The organism is Bradyrhizobium sp. CCGUVB4N (genome assembly GCF_024199945.1).
Taxonomy (GTDB): domain Bacteria; phylum Pseudomonadota; class Alphaproteobacteria; order Rhizobiales; family Xanthobacteraceae; genus Bradyrhizobium.
This window is the reverse complement of the sequence record NZ_JANADP010000001.1, coordinates 1,462,683-1,480,284: the sequence shown is the minus strand read 5'-3', so window position 1 is coordinate 1,480,284 and position 17,602 is coordinate 1,462,683. Positions and strand designations below refer to the sequence as shown.

Below are 17,602 nucleotides of genomic sequence, written 5' to 3'. Positions count from 1 at the left end.
TTTCGCCTGATTCGGCAAGACCTCAAATAGCAATGTATCGGCTGTTTAGCGGTTTCGATCGGCGCTATCGCCATTGGAATCGGGATATCACCCCTTCCTATCGCAAGTTCGGGGGTTCAATCGCCGACGAGGCTGCTCGACGAAGGCAGGGATGCCAACACGCGATCCGAGCGCATGCTGCGGCCATTCACGCCTAAAGAGCAGAGGTTGAGGATGGCGACCAAGCCAATCGACAATGAACGACGCGCGACGCCGTGGCAAAGGTATTGGAGGAGCGCTTCGCCGAGCGACGTACGAATGCAACCTCGCCGGAGGACGAGCGGGTCGGCCCGCCAGTCGAATATTCGACCTGGCGGGGAAGACCTATGCGCTCGAGCGCACCGTCGAAGCCTTTGACGGACAGATTCACAGGGACATCGGCTTCGACGATTCGTCGCGCCCATCGCCAGCGCGCTCGATCGCCAGATGCCGTCTCCCGGCGGCAGCATCGCCTCACCTTCGCCATCCACCCCGAGCAAGGGGCTTAAGCCGAAGCGCATCGCACGGGTGCAAGCCGCCATCGTTGCCTGGGTGCACGCGGCAGGCGCCATGCATGCCGAATGCTCGGAGTTTCACGCTGGTTTCAGTGGAAAAGCTGCTTCGGATGCTGACAGCGTTCGACCAAGACGTTGAAATAACGGTAAAGCCACATCGGAAGCGGGGCGAATCCGGCCGGATCACGTTTATTCCGGCCTAGCCCGTCTTATTCATGATTGCCGGGCGGGCTTCTGGAACATTTTCGGTCAGGGTTGAAGGCGTGCGCGAACGCTACGGCTTTGACGCCGTTTTTCGACCGGACTTCGTGAACGCGTTGGAGGACGGCGGCGGGGTGACCAGGGGCTCATGCCCCGCGCCTCAGGGCGCTTGCGGGGCCAGAGCGTTGGCCAAGCCGCGGAACAGGTCGGCGTCGGGGCACGCCGCAGCGAAGGCTAGACGGACGCGGGTGGCGGTCTCGATGACGCGGGCTGCGATCTTGAGAAGCCTGAGCCTGATCGTGTTGAACTCGGCCGTTGCCAGATCACGCGGCTTCGGGATGGCATCGCGCACGGCGAGGATGAGCCAATAGGCGGCGGTGTGGAAGACGAGGCGGACCTGGTTGGCGAGCGCCGAGCGGCAACTGGTGCGATCGGAGGCGAGCTGGGTCTTGTGCAGCTTGATCAGGTTCTCTGCCTGTCCGCGTGAGCAATAGAGGCTGTCATAGATCCGCTCGGCCGAGCCGATATTCAGGCTGGTGACGACGTAGCGGACGTCGAGCCCTTGTTGGGTTGCCTCGATGCGAGCGATGACGCGGCGCTCACGATGCCAGGAACCTGCCGCGTGGCGGGTCTCGGTGTAGCCGCGAACCACGATCTTGTTCTCGACCGCACGTTCGGTTCGAACAGCATCGCAGACCTCGTCGACCTTTCTGGCGAGCGGCTTGGTGCCGGCCAGCGCGAGGATGTAATCGACGCCGTTCTGCTCGCAAAAAGTCATCGCCTGTGGGCAGGCGTAATGGCTGTCGCCGCGGAAGGTGATACGCGTATCGGGCCAGCGCCGGCGAATGCGCCGAACCAGGCGGCGCAGATGTGCCCGCACCTCGATGCCGCTCGGCGTCTTGCCGGGGCGCAGCATGACCGCAACAGGCCGGCTGTGCTCGGTGTCGTAGACGTGGATCGGCAGGAAGCAGTACCCGTCATAATGGGCGTTGAACAGCGAGAGTTGCTGACGGCCATGCACCACGTCGACCGTGTCGTCGATGTCGAGCAGGATTGCGCTCGGCGCTCGCGCGTAGCTGTCCATCCATAGGTCAACCAGCGTATAGCCCAGCCGGATCACCTCACGCAGGTGTGTGGTGCATTCTCCAGGCGCGATAGCGTCGGCTGCGAACACAGATCCCGGCCAGTATCCGGCAGTCGGCCGCAAGCCAGCTTGAACGCCGGATCGCCGCGTAAACGATCGAGATCATTGCCATCCTCGTAGCCGCACGCGATGGCGAAGATGCGGGCGCGGATCATATCCGCAAGGCTGTGCACAATGCGTCCCGGATCGCGCCGCTCGGGGAATACACAGGACAACTTCGTGGCCAAGCCGAGGCGCTGGTCCGCCATGGCCAGAAGCATGACGCCGCCATCCGAGGTCAGCCCGCCGCCGTCAAACGCGGCTGTGAGCTTCTTGCGGGAAACGGCTGGAAATGAGAACGGCAGACTCGTATTGTCGGTCATGGCGAGTGTGGCGGCGGCCCGGATGCGCGGAGGGTGGGTGTTAGCAACCGAATCCTACGCCACCTCAGCGGCTTATGCCACGCTCGCCAGCCTCTCAACAATCCGCTGATGAATAAGACGGGCTAGCGCAGGCTGAAAGTGAGGGTTCATGACATTTCACGCCAGCGCGGCCAGTAGCGCCCATGAACCCACTCTTCATTGTCCAAATTGCAATCACGAGATTCGCCTAACCGAATCCCTCGCCGCGCCCCTTCTCACCGAAACCCGCCAACGCTTCCAAGAACAACTCGCCAGCAAGGACGCGGAGGTCGCGCGCAAGTCCGAAGCGCTGCGGCAAGAGCGCGAACAGCTCCAAAAGGATCGCGAGCTGATCGAAGACCAGGTAGCTCGACGGTTGGCGGCCGAGCGCAGCCAGCTCGTCGCTGCGGAAGCCAAGAAAGCGCGCGAGGCGGCCGCAGCTGAACTGCAGGCGCGGACAAACGAATTGGCCGAGCTCCGGCAGGCCCTCGAGGCGAACAACGCCAAACTGGCGGAGGCGCAGCAGGCACAGGCCGAGCTCATTCGCAAGCAACGGGCGTTCGATGAAGAAAAGCGTGAGCTTGATCTGACCGTTGAGAAACGTGTCCAAGCCTCGATTGAACCGAAGAGCGAGGCAGGAAGCTGACGAAGCCGCTCGACTGCGCGTCGCGGAAAAGGACCAGACCATCGAGTCGATGTCCCGCACGATCGAGGAGTTGAAGCGGAAAGCCGAGCAAGGATCACAACAGTCTCAGGGCGAGGTCCTGGAGCTTGAGGGTGTTCTTCGCGGCCGCTTTCCAACTGCCCTGATTGAACCGGTTGGTAAAGGCGAACTTGGTGCCGACGTAGTGCAGCAGGTTAATGGCTCTATAGGCCAGCCGGCAGGCATCCTTCTCTGGGAATCCAAACGCACCAAGGCCTGGAGCGATGGGTGGCTTGGCAAGCTCAGGGACGATCAGCGCCGCTGCGGCGCCGATGTCGCGCTCATCGTGTCGCAGGCGCTTCCGAAACACGTTGAGCATTTCGACCTGATTGATGGAATATGGGTAACGCATCCCCGATGCGCTCTGCCGGTTGCGGTGGCTCTGCGTCAGGCGCTTATCGATGTCACCGGCTCGCGCCTCGTGCAGCAAGGCCAGCAAACGAAGATGGAGCAGGTCTACCAGTACCTGACGGGGACGAAATTCAAGCAGCGGGTAGAAGCTGTTGTCGAGAAGTTCAACGACATGCGTGACGATCTCGACAAGGAACGCAAATTCATGGGCCGCCAGTGGGCCAAACGTGAGACGCAGATTTTGGCTGTTATCGATTCTACAGTTGGGATGGTGGGAGATCTTCAAGCCATCGCGGGCAAGGCCATGCCGGAGATTCCAAGTTTAGAGATGCCACTGCTGGAGAATAGCGCCGAACCCGAGCGAAAGGCAGGATGAATGACTGGGGGGCAGGTCAGTTCCCTCCTCCCGCTACTAGATGGCAGTCCTCCTACCGACATTGGCTGAATTGTTGAGCAGCGAATGCGGACTCAACCGGTTGGCCCTTGTCGCGGGCTGGGCCTGCTCATCGAGCCATGCAGGCTCTTTGCTCCCGAGCCATGCGAGGGCGGTTGCCACCGCACATTTGGCGCAGCCGTCGACGAGCTTTGCCCGCGGGCGGCAGTCTATCGGTAGATGGTCACTTCGCTGCCTTCAAAACCGCAGAGCTTGACCTCGGTCCACAATTGCGACCCGCGGCGTTCACCCTCCTCCCAGCGCTTTTCCAGATAATCTCGGAAAGGATCAACGAGGACGGATGCTGCGGGTCGCTGCCGGTGCTCAGGTTCACCGCCTGCAGCAAGCCAGCGCTCGACCGTCCTCACGCTCATGCCGATCCGCGATCCCGCGCGACGACAGGCCGTCGACGTGCAAGTCGATGATTTCGGCATAGAGTGAACGGTGATGGCTGCGCCAAGTGCTGCGCAGCTGATGAACTCTTGTAGAAGGCTCTAAACGAGCGCACATTGCAGTGACGCACCATCCCATCAGCGGACGACGAGGGCATAACGCCCGCCAACTCGGCAGCCCGGACTTTGAGACGACGTCGGCCCTCATCGAGAGCCGACGCAGCTTCTGCTTGCATCCTGTTTGTCAGCGACAATCACTCGTTCAGTTTCGGGTAACCCGAACGTCGTTTTGCCTGCCTGACGGGCCCAACGTTGCCGTGTATGGCACGCCACCAATGGTGAAATTCGTCTGCGGCCGAGACGCGCTCGGTAGCACGTCCATGTAGTGCATTCCGCGCATGAGGTGCTCAGGCGCCCGTTGATCGCCGTGTTGCCAGACCGGGACGTAGATTGCTAGATCTGGCACGGGAGGCGGCGCGTAGGGCATGTAGGGCGCCCCCGAAACCGGTGCTCCAGTGCCTTGGTCCCACGATGGGCTTGGCTGATTGACGCTTGGTGCTGGCGAAGGTGCCTCCATTCCGCGCCAAAAACTCGACGTGTTGCCCCAACTCTCGGCCGGCACCTGGCCCCGTTGATCCACCCCCGCCCAAAACTCCCCCGAACTGTAACTGGCCGCCGCAGAAGCGCCGAGCAACGGCACCGTATCAGCCGCGGCCCAAAGCTCTTCCTGGTTGTAACTTGAGACCCGCGACGGGGATGATTCACGCACTGGCGACGGGGATTCATGCACTGGCGACAGAGCAGGCTGATGCACTGGCCGGCTCGCGCTACCCCCCGTAGCACCCGACGTACCCTCTCCAAGAGTCTCACGGTACTTCTTAAGCATGCGCAATCCCGCCTTGACGGAGCGGTCACCCGGACACAGGTCGTTAGCACAATCCTTCAACGTCTCATCGCTGAGCGCGGAGAGAGACAGCCCGCGACGGGTGTGAAGCGCTTCAGATAGTTTACGGAGACCCGTATTACTGTGGTGTATAGTGTTCGTCGAAAGCCCCCCCGCGGATCTGCTGCATGATGCTGCTCGATCGCGCCTCGCGAGCCACATTACCTGCCCGCTCGATGAGGTCGGCGTCTCCGGGAGCGGCTCCATACCGCGCCAGAGTATCAGGAGTCCCACGGTACAGCCGAAGCATGCTCAACCCCTTCCTGACCTTGGTTTCACCCGGGAACAGTTGCTGGGCATAAGTCTTCAGCGAATCGTCGTCGAGCCGAGAGAGAGAGACAACCCGTAATGGTCGTGAAGCCTTTCAGATAGCATGCGGAGACCCGTTCTGTTTTAACTAAAGATGCGTCGCTTATGGTTCTGCTCGGTGCCGCATGACCCGCCCTGTCGATGAGGTCCTGGTCTTCAGGAGTTGCCCTATACCGCCTTCCATAATCCGGAGCGTCCGGCTGGGCAGCCTCTTCGAGGTGCTGCTCAAAGACGCCTGGCGCAGCCTCGTCAGGTTGTTCCGCCTGCTGCTGCTGTGCCACCATGGCGTAGTACGCATTTGGGTCGAATCCAAATAGATTGAACTTGCTCGGGTCCATCTTAGTCTCCTACGTTCGTCCATCACGTAAGAATGCGGCCTAGATGCTACTCGGGCCGGCTGTCGGGGAGCTGACGAACAGCCTACGTAGAGGGAGCACTGAACCGGAGCGGGCGTCCGCTCGGCAATCGGGGTCCTTCAGGTTGTTTCGAAGTGGCCTCCGCATCTACACCAGCTTGAGCTTGGCATCTTCATCAATTCCGTTCTTGTTCACCCGAAGTCACCAAACGGTGCGTATCCTGCCAACAGGCGTGACGAACTTAAGCGCACTATTCGGGAGGCCTGGTACTGGCTGGAAGGTGCGGCCCTTCCGATCCCACATCCCGGATACCTTGAGCCCAATACGCTTCGTGTGCTCAGTCGTCGCGCGCTGAAGCTGGGATGACGAGCCCGACCCCGTTCGTTCCTTCGGCGCAAGGAGGCTGCCCAAGGAGTCCTAGCATCCTGCGATCAGAGAAGACGTTCGGGCGCATTATCACGGGGCGAAATTCGATACGGCCGCGTTCGAAGCGATGAAGGCGGTTGAGGTCGCCGTGCGGGATGCCGCGAAACTCCCGGCAAGGGACAAGCCGCAGAATGATCGTGCCGGCAAAGCTTGCGAAATTCGCTTGATGTCGCACTCGCCATACCCCTTCAACACAGCATCGTGCTCGCGCCTGAGCTGACCAGACACATCGAGAGCACGCTGCAGCTTCCGGCAGAACTCCTAGATTTGCCATCGTCATTGGTGGGTCGCTTTCAGACGCGTCAGCTTCTCGAAAGCTGATCTCCCTAACATGAGAGCCTGGGTCTCTAGACGGCGCTGTTGCCGATTGACCGTAACGGAAATGAACGTCGGGCCTGGCGCGCAGGACATGATGGCGACATTTTTGGTGAGCCGCCAGGCAGTGGGCCAGGTCCCGGTCAACATTTCCATCAGGTCTTGCGTGTTGTTCGTCGTGAACACGGCGGCGCCACAAGGCGCACTTGTGACGGTCATCAATGTCACATCCGGGGATGCACCATGTCGTTCAGTAACCTTTCGCCAGCCAGTTGCGGAAATCAGCCTCAGCCGGCGTTTACCCCGGGGCCACGTTGGCTCTGGTACCTTCTGCGCAGACGCCGGGCCTGACCCAGCAAAGCGCATTTTCGAACTTTGGATAGCGAGGCAGTTGAGTGAGCGCCTTACGAAATGAACAGTCACTCAAGGGTCGACGTAACCCAAAAGTTCGGCATCCTTCGGGCCGATAGGTTGGACTCGGGCTCCTCAAACGACCTCCACCCTCACATCCGGGTATAGTGCTATGCAGCTCAACACCTCTTTGTCATCCGCCAGCGCGGTTCCAGCTCTGTTCGTGCTTGCTCCGGGAACCACGGCCGTGGGTCCTTCCGTGCAGCCGCCCGGCCAGCAAGGCGACCCCTTCGAGGCCATGTTGTCCAGTTGCGCGCGGGAAGCCAAATCCGAGCTGCCGTCCCCACCACCGGAGCTGCTGGACCCAAAGCTACCTGTGCCGGAGGATCCCTTGGATCTGCTGCCGGCGAATGTGAAGGCGGCGGTTAAGGCCGCGGAGGAGGGCGTTCCCGCACCGGAAATGTCGAACGTCACGTGGAATGGTGGCACGCTGACCAATGCCGAGTTGGAGATCGTGGCAGCGCTGAACCGGCACAAGGACCTATGGGACCTATGCACGACACAGGGTTTGGGTGGGCTGGAGCGCATCAAGAACAGTCCCTCCCTGCCACAAGATCTGAGGGCAGCGTTCGAGGGATTGTGCCAGGATCCTGGGCTATTCCAAGCAATCCACACAAGCCTGATCAACAAAGACAAAGTCATCTCGTCGCGCCTCCCGTACTTTAGGAATGTGAACACGGGCAACGATCTGTCTGAGTTCTGCCGCCATCATCCGCAGGTTGCCGCCTTCCAGGAGCAGCAGGAGCACAGCTACGAGCAGAACTACATCCCCTCCGACGGTTCCGGAAATGGCCAACCGTCAGTCATGACCGTGAACGACGCAATGCGCGAGCTTTACCGGTATTCCGACTACCTACCCAAGAACCTGAGCCTGGCGGATTTCAAGCAGATCGTCGACGGCAACGCGCATACTGGCAAGAGCCCGCCGCAGGTGATCGCGGCGGCTCAATACTTCCTCGACCACCCGGATGCCTGGAAGCAGCTGTACGGTGGTGCGATTGATCAGGTCCACAAAGAGGATTTCCTTCAAGTCGCTTCATCGTCGATGGGCCTCACGCGAACCGAGCTGAACACGCTCGACACGATCAACAAGAATCAGGGCGCCTTCTTTGGAGGCGGCGTGCTGACCCGGGACAAGCTGGCGAGCATGGCCGAGGACAAGAGTCTTGATCCGAAGGTGCGGCAAGCGGCATCGCAGCTGCTCTCGGATCCGCTATTGTTCGCACTGCTGAACAATTCGATTACGGGCTACAAGACCCATCACAAGTTCTTCGACTTCGGTGGCGGACATAGGGTCGATTCCGGTAACATCAGCAACAACGACTTCACGAACTTCTACCGCAACATGTCGGCTGCGAACCGCACCGTTCAGCAGACCAAGACCCATATTCCCAAGACCGAGGCCGAGCAGTCCGCGGTGGCGGACATGATGATGGGCGTGGCCGACCAGCCCGATATCAAGTCTGTGAAGAAGAACGGCGGAGCGCTCATGCACGCAATCGACGACGTGCTCATTGCTGGATCGAAGACGCTCGCCTGGGCCGCCAAAAAGGTTGGCGTGCTCGACTCCATTCCAGTCCTGGGCCAGTGTTTCGGCCTTACATCCTTGACCCTCGAATGCGAGTCGGCAGCGGCGAATCTTCTCCACACCGCCGTTAACGGAGACAATATGAAGCAGGCGATGAAGCAGGGGCTCAACGACGCGAAGGCTAGACTCGATCACATGCTCGCTGCTCAATCAAAGGCGCTTGACTGGGCCGCCACAGCGGTTGGCACGCTCGGCTTCATTCCGGGCCTGGGTGAATTGGCCGATCTTGCATCAATGGGCCTCGAATGGGAGGCACAAGCGGCGAATATTCTTCACGCAGCCATTAGCGGAGGCGATATTACGCAGGCGCTCGAAGAGGCCGGCTTCAGTGACGTGGCGCAGGTGGTGGGCTGTATCGCCGGCCCGGAGGTCAAACTCGCGATGCGCGAGGGGCTAGCGAAAGAGCTAATTGAACGAGCCGCGAATGCCGGGGTCGACTTGGCGGTTTCGGAGGCGCAATCCTATGCGGAGGACTATTTGAACAACCTGAAGGAGCACCTCGAGGCCGGTCCCATGCCAGCCGGATACGCTCCGAGCCAGGTTGGCACGACGGCATCGTCGCAGAAGGTGGCCTGACGGGCGCACTTGCAGTCCTCGACGTGGAGGGCTGCGCACTGCTGATGGTTCAGGTTAACTCGCTGTGAGGGAGAAAGCGCGAGAGCGTTAGCTTTCCTCGCGTCGAACCTGAATTGGCTTTCGCGTTCAAATCGTCCGTCGGCGCACCCAGCGTCTCCGACAAGAGTGACATCGGAAGACCGACGCACCATATGGACTCGTCCTGGGTTGCGGGTCCGCCACGTTTCATTGCGCGCTCGAGGGGACCAGGTGCTCAACGGTCTGGGGACGCACCGGCGGTTTGACCGCGTCCACTTCTGTTCAGCACGAAGACCTGGTGCCCTTCGCCGCGCGCGGGCAATCTTTGGCATGTCGGACAGTACGCTCCAGCAGCGAACCACGCAGAATTTCGCCGGTGACCGGCAATTTGCTGGTCAGCCTCTGGCGGGCCCGGAGAGTTTGCTTGCGTTTCATCCGCAAGAATGAATCAGCAGCAACCAACGTCAACTTGCAATTCCGTCCGACCTTGCGGTTTTCAGCCCAACCAAGCGTCTGGTCGAATGGATTGTCGTGAGCTGATGGACCAAAGATCGGAATCGACGGGCAGAAGGAGGGTAATGCTCGGCAAGTTGCGGATCGGGCGCTCCCATTCGGTCAGCTCTACGTCAGACAAGACCAATATAGGTGGCCGAGCCGGCATGACTATCGAAGTCGTGAGAGCAGGCAGCCCAGTCCCTCCAAATCGGGAGTTGGATTATGAGGGGCATTGACGAGCGCGGGAATTCGCTCGGTTCGGAACGCGCCAACGAAGGTGGGAACGCGGACGGTTCTCGCGCAGGAGCGGCTCGTGCCCCCGGCGAAGAGACCCGATCATTCGATTCTGCAGTGGAGCGGATCCGCTCTGAGCTTCAGGATTCAGGCGCTTCCGCATCGCGCATCGCGCGACCCGCCAGCGGGGGGGACCGGTTTGCCGCCCCCCCCATCGGCGCGCATCGTATCCTTCGCGCTGCGCTGCAGGGCGCAATGGGTGGAAGCCGTCGTCGTTTCCGCTCCTTGCCGGAATCCAGTTCGTCGCGTTCTGATGAGGAGCTCTGGCGTGACGATCCGGCGGCTGGAAGCGCGCAAACAAGTGCGCGCCCGCAGCACACGCAATCCGTCTCCGATCGGCGTGGCGGACCAGAAGGAGGGCGCGTGCACGATGTGCCATCGCAGGTCGTCCAGGCTTCAGGCTCGCAGCGACCTTGTCGATCTGACAGTGGCGCTCCACGCGGCGAGGCGGATTCCTTGCCATCGGAAGGCGAGCCGTGGCGCGCCGATCGAACGGCCGAAAGCTCGCGAAGAGCGGCGCTTTCGCCGGATACGCAATCCGTGCCCGAGCGAAGTGGCAGGCTAGGAAGGTGGCGCATGGGCGATGTGCCTGAGCGGCCGATCCAGGGCGAACGTCCGGAACGGCCACATCGATCTTCCAATGGCGCAGCAAATCGAGAAGCAAGCCTGTTGCATTCGGATGGCGGTCGGTGGCGCGCAGATCAAGCTGCCGAAAGCTTGCAACCAGCTGCGCGGCCGGCGCATCGCCAATCCGTCTCCGGCTTAAGCAACGTACCAGAAAGGCTGCATGTCGACAAAGCGACTGCGCAGAACGTCCAAGGTGCAATATCGGATAGCTATTCTAGCCGTTCAGATAAACTGAATGCGGCGCTGAGAGAAATCGCCAGCGCACGCAACATCGGTACTTTCTCACGTAAAGTGGTGCATCACAAGGGCGAGCTGAAGGGGAAGGACCTTTCAGAATTTCTGCGAAACGCAGCAGGCCGTTTTGACGCTCGGTTTGTGGCGCAGTTGGAAGAAAATATCCGATCGTCATGGGGGTACGCCACGACTTGCAACGCGGTGAGCGGGGACGCGGGAGGTCAGGCCGGCATGAGAGCTTGTCGAGCCCTAGCGGCTCAGGTATCGCGGCTTGACAAGGCGCTCTTGACGCAGGTCGACCTTCGGGCCTTTTCCCTTTTCGCATCATCGTTCGGTCGGCATCCCCGGGCAACGGAATGCCGCGACGGAACGGTCAAGATCGCAGAATTTTGTTGCGCTGAAAGCGGGTTGCTTGAGACGGCCATCAGTAAAGAGCTGGCATTATTGGTGAACGGCTTCAGCAAGTGGCCGGAAGAGGCGACCTGTCGCGACGCCACAATCGTAGTCGCCTGTGACGTGCGTGATCTCCAACTCTCCGATTTTAAGCCACAAGACCTGGCGAACCTGGTGAACGGCTTCAGCAAGTGGCCGGAAGCGGCGACCTGTCGCGATGCCACCGTCGCGATCGCCGGAGAGATCGGTCGCCGCCTGCTCTCCGATTTTACACCGCAGGCCTTGGCGAACCTGGTGAACGGTTTCAGCAAATGGCCGGAAGCGGCGGCCTGTCGCGAGGCCAGCGTCGCAATCGCCGAGGCCACAGTCGCAATCGCCAATGAGCCCCCTCGCGGTCGGCTCTCCGAATTTACACCGCAACACCTGGCGAACCTGGTGAACGGCTTCAGCAAGTGGCCGAACGCGGCGGATTGTTGCGAGGCGACAGTCGCAATCGCTGAGGAGATCGGCGGGCGCCAGCTCTCCGATTTTGCTCCACACGAACTGGCGAATTTGGTGAACGGTTTCAGCAAATGGCCGGAAGCGGCGGCCTGTCGCGAGGCCAGCGTCGCAATCGCCGAGGCCACAGTCGCAATCGCCAATGAGCCCCCTCGCGGTCGGCTCTCTGAGTTTAATCACCGGCACCTGACTAATATGGTGAACGGTTTCAGCAAGTGGCGGGAAGAACCGGATTGTCGTGACGCCACAGTCGCCATCGCGGATGAGATCCGTCGCCGTCAGCTCTCCGATTTTACACCGCAGGAGCTCGCGAACCTGGTGAACGGCTACGGCAAGTGGCCGGACGCGGCGACCTGTCGCGAGGCCGCAGCCGCCATCGCAAGTGTGGTGCGTGACCTCGGGCCCTCCGATTTTACTCCGCAGGGCTTGGCGAACCTGGTGAACGGTTTCAGCAAGTGGCCGGAAGCGGCGGACTGCGGTGAGGCCACCGTTGCCATCGCCGGTGATATCAGTCGCCGCGAGCTCTCCGATTTTGAACCACGGCACGTGGCGAACCTGGTGAACGGCTTCAGCAAATGGCCGGAAGCGACGGACTGTCGCGAGGCCGCCGTCGCAATCGCCGGTGAGATCAGTCGCCGCGAGCTCTCCGATTTTGAACCACTGCACGTGACGAACCTGGTGAACGGCTTCAGCAAGTGGCCGGAAGCGGCAGCCTGTCGCGAGGCCACCGTCGCAATCGCCGCTGCGATTCCTGGCCGCGGGCTTTCCGATTTTACTCCGCAGGAGCTGTCGAACCTGGTGAACGGCTACAGCAAGTGGCCGGAGACGGCGACGTGTGGCGAGGCCACAGCCGCCATCGCGAGTGTGGTGCGTCATTTCCGGCTCTCCGATTTTGCTCCGCGAGGCTTGGCGAATCTGGTGAACGGCTTCAACAAATGGCCAGACGAGGTGGTGTGCCACCAGGCGGTAATAGACATTGCGCGCGGCCTCGGCACAGGAGGCCGGCGCTTCGGTGCTTTCACAACGCGTGAGCTCAGCATGATTGCCAATGCCCTCGGGCGGAGTATTGTGAGGGAGCAGGACACTGGAGAAGTCACACAGACCGCTCTGCTGAGCGATCGGCTCCGTCAGTTGGCGCATCACCTTCAGTATGCCACTCATCGCCTCGAGCAGGCCGATGTTCTGAGCATCGGCAACATCTTCAAGGCATTGGGAAAGGCCCAGCTGTTCGACGATCTCGGTTTGCTCGCTTCGACAGGGCTCAATCGCCTCGCGCAATTGCATCGTGCCCCTGGTTTTGCCGCCGAGAACAACCTCGAAACTCTAGGCAATCTGTGCGTAGCTCTGCTGCCGCTGGCTCGCAGCCCGCAGAAGCCGCTGCGCTGGCACCGCAGACAGGCTCTAGTCTTGCTGAACGATCTGCAATCGGTCGTGGAGCAGAAGATCGAGGCACATCTGGCAGCAAGCGATGCGGAGCGGACCCGTGGACCACTGGCGACCCGTTGCCCGGCGCTGTCGATCTATCAGGTGCTCAAGGCGCGTGCGGTCCTGGAGACTCTGTACCGACGACCGCATGTCGAGGGCAAGAGGTCCGATTTGGGGATGAGGCAGCAAGCACTGCGGCGCGGGACCAGGCAGATCCTGGCCGGCGCGCGCGACCTCATCCAAAGCGATCTTTCCAAGATGAGCTGGAATTTGATCGCGCAGATCGAGGCGGAAAGCCCGGTCGATGTGCTGGACCCCTTCATGGCCCAGGAGGCGCAAAGGATCCAGGCGCAACATTCTGCGGCAGTGTTCGATGTCCATCAGCTGTTGCGAACCATGGATCACGAGCCGAGGCCGCCGCAGGGGGACGCGGGACTGATGCAGTTGCCGGTGGTGGACCTGCAGGGACGACGAGTGGCCACGGAGCCCGAGACGCGGTATTCGATTTTTCATCGCCTGACGTCGGGGACGCTGCCGGTGGTCGCGGTGCAACTGCCGGCAAAGCCGAGCGTCTTCATGTTGGCGCGCACGGTCACCGTCGAGGGGGTGCCATACCGCATGGACCTGTTCGGCGGCAGCAAGTTGAAACCACCCAAACCGACCGTGTCGCAGATCGCCGCGCGCGCGCCAGGCGAGCAGCCAGCCGCGTCTTCCGGAGGGAAGCTGCTGGCCATTCCCTATGCCGACACAGCACCCGGCACGGCGTTCGAGCAGCTGTCACGCGCCTGGGCGCCCTTCAAAGAGGCCTATTATTACACGCAGCGCAGGGGGTTTGCAGCGCCACCGGCGATCAAAGATCTAGGGCCTCACGACTACGCGCTGGAGGGCACCTTCAAGCTGTTGCTGCTGCCGGACCGCCCTGCCACCGAGGAGCATCCCTTCAAGCTGACTGGGCCGCAAGGCCCGATTGCTCTGCGCCCTCATGACGGCTGTGGCTTCATCAAGGCCTCGCTGGCCGAGCGCATGCCAGCGGTTCGCCGGGCCGGCCACCGGGACGGTTCCGATCGGATGCATGCCTTTGGTGAGGGAAGGCGATCGTCGCTGCCCGCCTCGGCGCTACAGCATTATCCGCGCAGCGCGCAGGTGGCGGATGAGGCGCGCGAGAAGGCCACCATCTGGCTCGAGCGCAAGCAAGGGGACAAGCTGACGTCCGAAGAGCTGTTTCGCACCGTGACGGCCGGACATATCGATGGTCCCGGCGCAGTCGCCGTACCGTCCGATGATGGCTGCCTCCATGTGCCGACGCTCAAAAGCGACACCTTGACGGGAAAAAGTGGCGTGCTGCTCGGGCGGTCCCCCTATGACAAGCCCAACTTGCGTCCGTTCGAAGCCGAGCGAGTGAGGTCGGCCGTTGATGGCGATTCGACGGCGGCGTTCATGGATCAGTGCGTGGCCATGCAATACAGTTTTAACGTCGCCCAAAAGTCAGCCGAGCACTTGTCAGCCGAAGATCCGACGTTTTTTGCCAAAGGCATTCTGATCGTGGTGCCGGACGAGATGTGGCCGGCCAACTACGCCGGCCAAGGGCTGGTCATGTCTGCCGAGGACGTCAAATCCCATTCGAACTGGACCAAGCGCAAGGACCGCGTCACAGAGGACACGCCGGTCGACTGCGTCGGCATCCTGCAGGCGACCGAGCTGTTCGCCCCGGGCTCGTTGGTGGCCGTTCCGATCGATGAACAGAAAAAGCTTGACGGTGACTTCGACGGGGACACGGCCATTGTCATCGCCGACCGGCCGCAGCTTTATGAGCACGTCCGCCAGTTCGATCAGGCCGTGCACGCGCGCGGATTTCGTTCGCTTAAGCCGCCAAAGTCGCATACGCCTGCCATTGAGGGTGAGACCTACCACTTCGGTCGTGCCAGCCAGATCCTCGCTGCGACACAGGATGTCTTGGAAATGTATAGCTGCCTGCAGCGAGACTTTCTGGCTCAATCGCATGATGCCCGACGCTGGTTTGCCGAGCGCGCTGTGTTTGGTACCTTCGAAGGCATTCACCACGAGCTCAAGCGAGACATCCGTGACCTGTTGAATCAGGACCAGGTGCGTGGCCAGGATATCCAGGACAAGCTCGAGCGGGCGAGGGACGAGATCGAGGCTGCAGACCATCCGGTCGCCGGCGAAGTCGCTGAGCTGCTCATTTCTGACCTCGAGGCGTGGGTCGCCGGCGCGGATCAGCAGGTCCTGTCCGAGGGAGTTGACAGCGGGAGCGACGCAATCCCAACGCTGAGCCCCGCGCTCTCCGAGCTTTTCCCGGAACTGGCGGCGACCTATCCGGCAACGCCTGACCCACGCCACAGGGTCCAGGCCTTGCTCGACCATTATCCTGCGCGCATCGATCCCCGCCCGGATGGTTACGACGCCGACGACCTCCTGCAAAGCACAACCAACCTCCTGAGCCTCGGCATCAAAGTCGGGACCGACGCCTATAAATCAGACACGGGTGCTCGCAACTTCATGAAAAAGGGCCAAGCGCTTCAGCGGCTCCTGCAACGGACGCCGGATCTGCAGTCGGTGCCCTACAGCAAGGGGCTGGCGGCGACCCTCAACCAGGGCAGGTTCGATGCCGATGCGACCATGGAGAATCTGAAGGACAATCCGACACTGGCGGCTTCAATCATGGAAGCCTCGATCAAGCTTGCCGTGGAGAAGCAGATTCTGCCCGGCCTCTTTGATCGACAGCCGGTCGCCGAGGATTCCGCCGTGACGGTCACGCTGACCCGCGACGAGACGGCAGAGCGCAGCCACACGGAAACTGCCCGCGCAAGGGTCGAAGAGCGGGAAATCACCAGAACGGCGACGTCGGTCGCCGAAACCCTCAGGCGGGCGGGCATTCCAATGACTATGCCCCATTTCGATCGCAGGTTGAGATCAGAGAGCTCCATCAGGGATCAGCTCACCGGCATGAGCGTCCCATCCGGCAGCGTCGCACAGCTGGTCAGCAACGCCGTCCGCCATGTCTTCGAAGTCCCTGACAAGGATTTTACCCGCGCCTTCAAGGCGGCCATGCTGGCGTTCGACGCGCGCGGCTACGCCGAGATCAGCACGACCAACTGGTTCAGGAGGCGCAACCCGTCCTTCGTCGGCATCAAGACCGTACTCGCCACCCCGGACGATTACCGCTTCGAGGTGGAGTTCCACACGCCGGACAGCTACCGTGCCAAGATCGATAATCACGATGCCTACAAGCAGCTGGAGAAGCTTCACAAGCAGGCGAGCGGCGATGCTCTGGAACAAGGTAAGGCGCATAAGCTCGTACAGAGCGTCCGAGACCTCTGCAAGGAGGTCGCAATCCCCGATGGCGCCAATGACATCCCCCACTGGGGGGTCGACGCGGGTATCAGAGGCGGCGCCAGCGCAGCGTTTGGGTTGCAAGCTGCCGAACAACCAGGAAGCCGAGAGAGATCAGACGAGGCAAACGCGATTGTCGCCGCTCTCGGTGCGCGGCCGATCGTGCTCGTCGGCCTGCCCGGCGCCGGCAAATCCACCATCGGCCGGTATCTCGCAAGACGACTCGGGCTACGCTTTATCGATTCCGACAAACAGATCGAGCAGGCCACCGACATGTCGATATCGAAGATTTTCGATGCCAAAGGCCCGCAGTGGTTCAGGGACAGCGAGGCAAACGTGATCGCGCAGTGCGTCGAGAAAGGGAACGTGGTCCTGGCAACCGGCGGCGGGGCGTTCGAGCGCGAGGAAACGCGGCGCCTCATCCAGGACAAGGGGGTATCGATCTGGCTCGACACCAACCGAGACGAGATATGGAAGCGCCTTGCAAACGACACCAGTCGTCCGTTGCTGCAGATCGAGAAAGCCGAGGATAGCTCCGGCGCCGAAAGCTCCAACACGTCGGCCATCAAGAAGGAGCGCTTTGAGGAGCTCATCGCGCAGCGCACGCCCCACTATCGCCAAGCCGATCTCACCGTCGTTCCGTGCGAAAAGCGGGACAACAAGAACGCAGATGCATGCGTGCAGGCGCTGCACACCTACCTTTGTCAGCAGGGCGCTCCGGACCAGAGACGGCCTGGAGATCAACTACAAGTATAGCACGACGATCTGGGTAGCAAGCCTGAATTGCCCGCATGTAGCGACGTTCCCGATAGACCTCTCGTTGCCTCATCCATTTTGCTCCCTAGCCGGGGGAGTGAAGGAAGCCGGTCGCGCAACTCGTGGGCATTTCGAGCGCACCGATGTCCGCGCTCGGTCTCGGTCGATCACGGGTCTACTTCACACCGCCGCTCCGTCATGAGCAGCGCCGGGCTTTCCAGTAATATGTCAATCACGTCAATTTGCGCTGCGTTTTCCGGGCAGCTAAACAATAGTGCGCTTGCTTGCCCGCTGCGCCACAATTTGGGACGACATTGAAGAGTTCGGAATGCTTTGCTCGGGTAGACCCCGGGGCATTCTGGCTGAAGTTTGCGCAGGAGTACGCTGCTGCCGCCACGGCTCGGCCTCGAACCATTCACGCGGCTGTGGTAGCTTTGACGAGCGGATCAG

The 17,602-nt window shown here is 61.3% G+C and carries 6 protein-coding genes and 2 pseudogenes; 4 read left to right on the top strand and 4 right to left on the bottom strand.

Annotated elements, in window-relative coordinates:
- Positions 1-894 precede the first annotated feature (894 nt).
- A pseudogene (locus tag NLM31_RS06760) lies at positions 895-2,240 on the bottom strand (IS1380 family transposase).
- Positions 2,241-2,388: 148 nt separating this feature from the next.
- On the opposite strand from NLM31_RS06760, the pseudogene NLM31_RS06755 reads away from it, so the two are divergent.
- A pseudogene (locus tag NLM31_RS06755) lies at positions 2,389-3,688 on the top strand (DUF2130 domain-containing protein).
- Positions 3,689-3,915: 227 nt separating this feature from the next.
- On the opposite strand, the gene NLM31_RS06750 reads toward NLM31_RS06755, so the two are convergent.
- Positions 3,916-4,119 carry a hypothetical protein gene (locus NLM31_RS06750; protein ID WP_254191826.1) on the bottom strand — a complete coding sequence of 68 codons (204 nt, stop codon included), beginning with the start codon at positions 4,117-4,119 and terminating at the stop codon, positions 3,916-3,918.
- A 1,236-nt stretch (positions 4,120-5,355) separates the two neighbouring features.
- The gene (locus tag NLM31_RS06745) at positions 5,356-5,727 is read right to left on the bottom strand and encodes a hypothetical protein (protein ID WP_254128567.1); all 372 of its coding nucleotides are present in this window, start codon (positions 5,725-5,727) and stop codon (positions 5,356-5,358) included.
- Positions 5,728-6,175: 448 nt separating this feature from the next.
- Here NLM31_RS06745 and NLM31_RS43305 point away from each other — a divergent pair, with 448 nt between their 5' ends.
- Positions 6,176-6,391, top strand: a complete 216-nt coding sequence (locus NLM31_RS43305; protein ID WP_375143629.1) for a hypothetical protein — start codon at positions 6,176-6,178, stop codon at positions 6,389-6,391.
- A gap of 56 nt (positions 6,392-6,447) precedes the next feature.
- Here the strand turns inward: NLM31_RS43305 and NLM31_RS06740 are convergent, their stop codons facing one another.
- A complete protein-coding gene (locus NLM31_RS06740; protein WP_254128538.1) occupies positions 6,448-6,705 on the bottom strand; it encodes a hypothetical protein in 258 nt (85 codons plus the stop codon).
- Between the two features lie 304 nt (positions 6,706-7,009).
- Between NLM31_RS06740 and NLM31_RS06735 the strand changes: the two genes are divergently transcribed.
- Both NLM31_RS06735 and NLM31_RS06725 read left to right on the top strand, forming a co-directional pair.
- Positions 7,010-9,061 carry an HrpF/NolX family T3SS translocon protein gene (locus NLM31_RS06735; protein ID WP_305884442.1) on the top strand — a complete coding sequence of 684 codons (2,052 nt, stop codon included), beginning with the start codon at positions 7,010-7,012 and terminating at the stop codon, positions 9,059-9,061.
- 1,383 nt (positions 9,062-10,444) lie between these two features.
- Entirely contained in the window at positions 10,445-17,152 is a 6,708-nt protein-coding gene (locus NLM31_RS06725) for a shikimate kinase (protein WP_254191825.1), read from the top strand.
- The last annotated feature ends 450 nt before the right edge of the window (positions 17,153-17,602 follow it).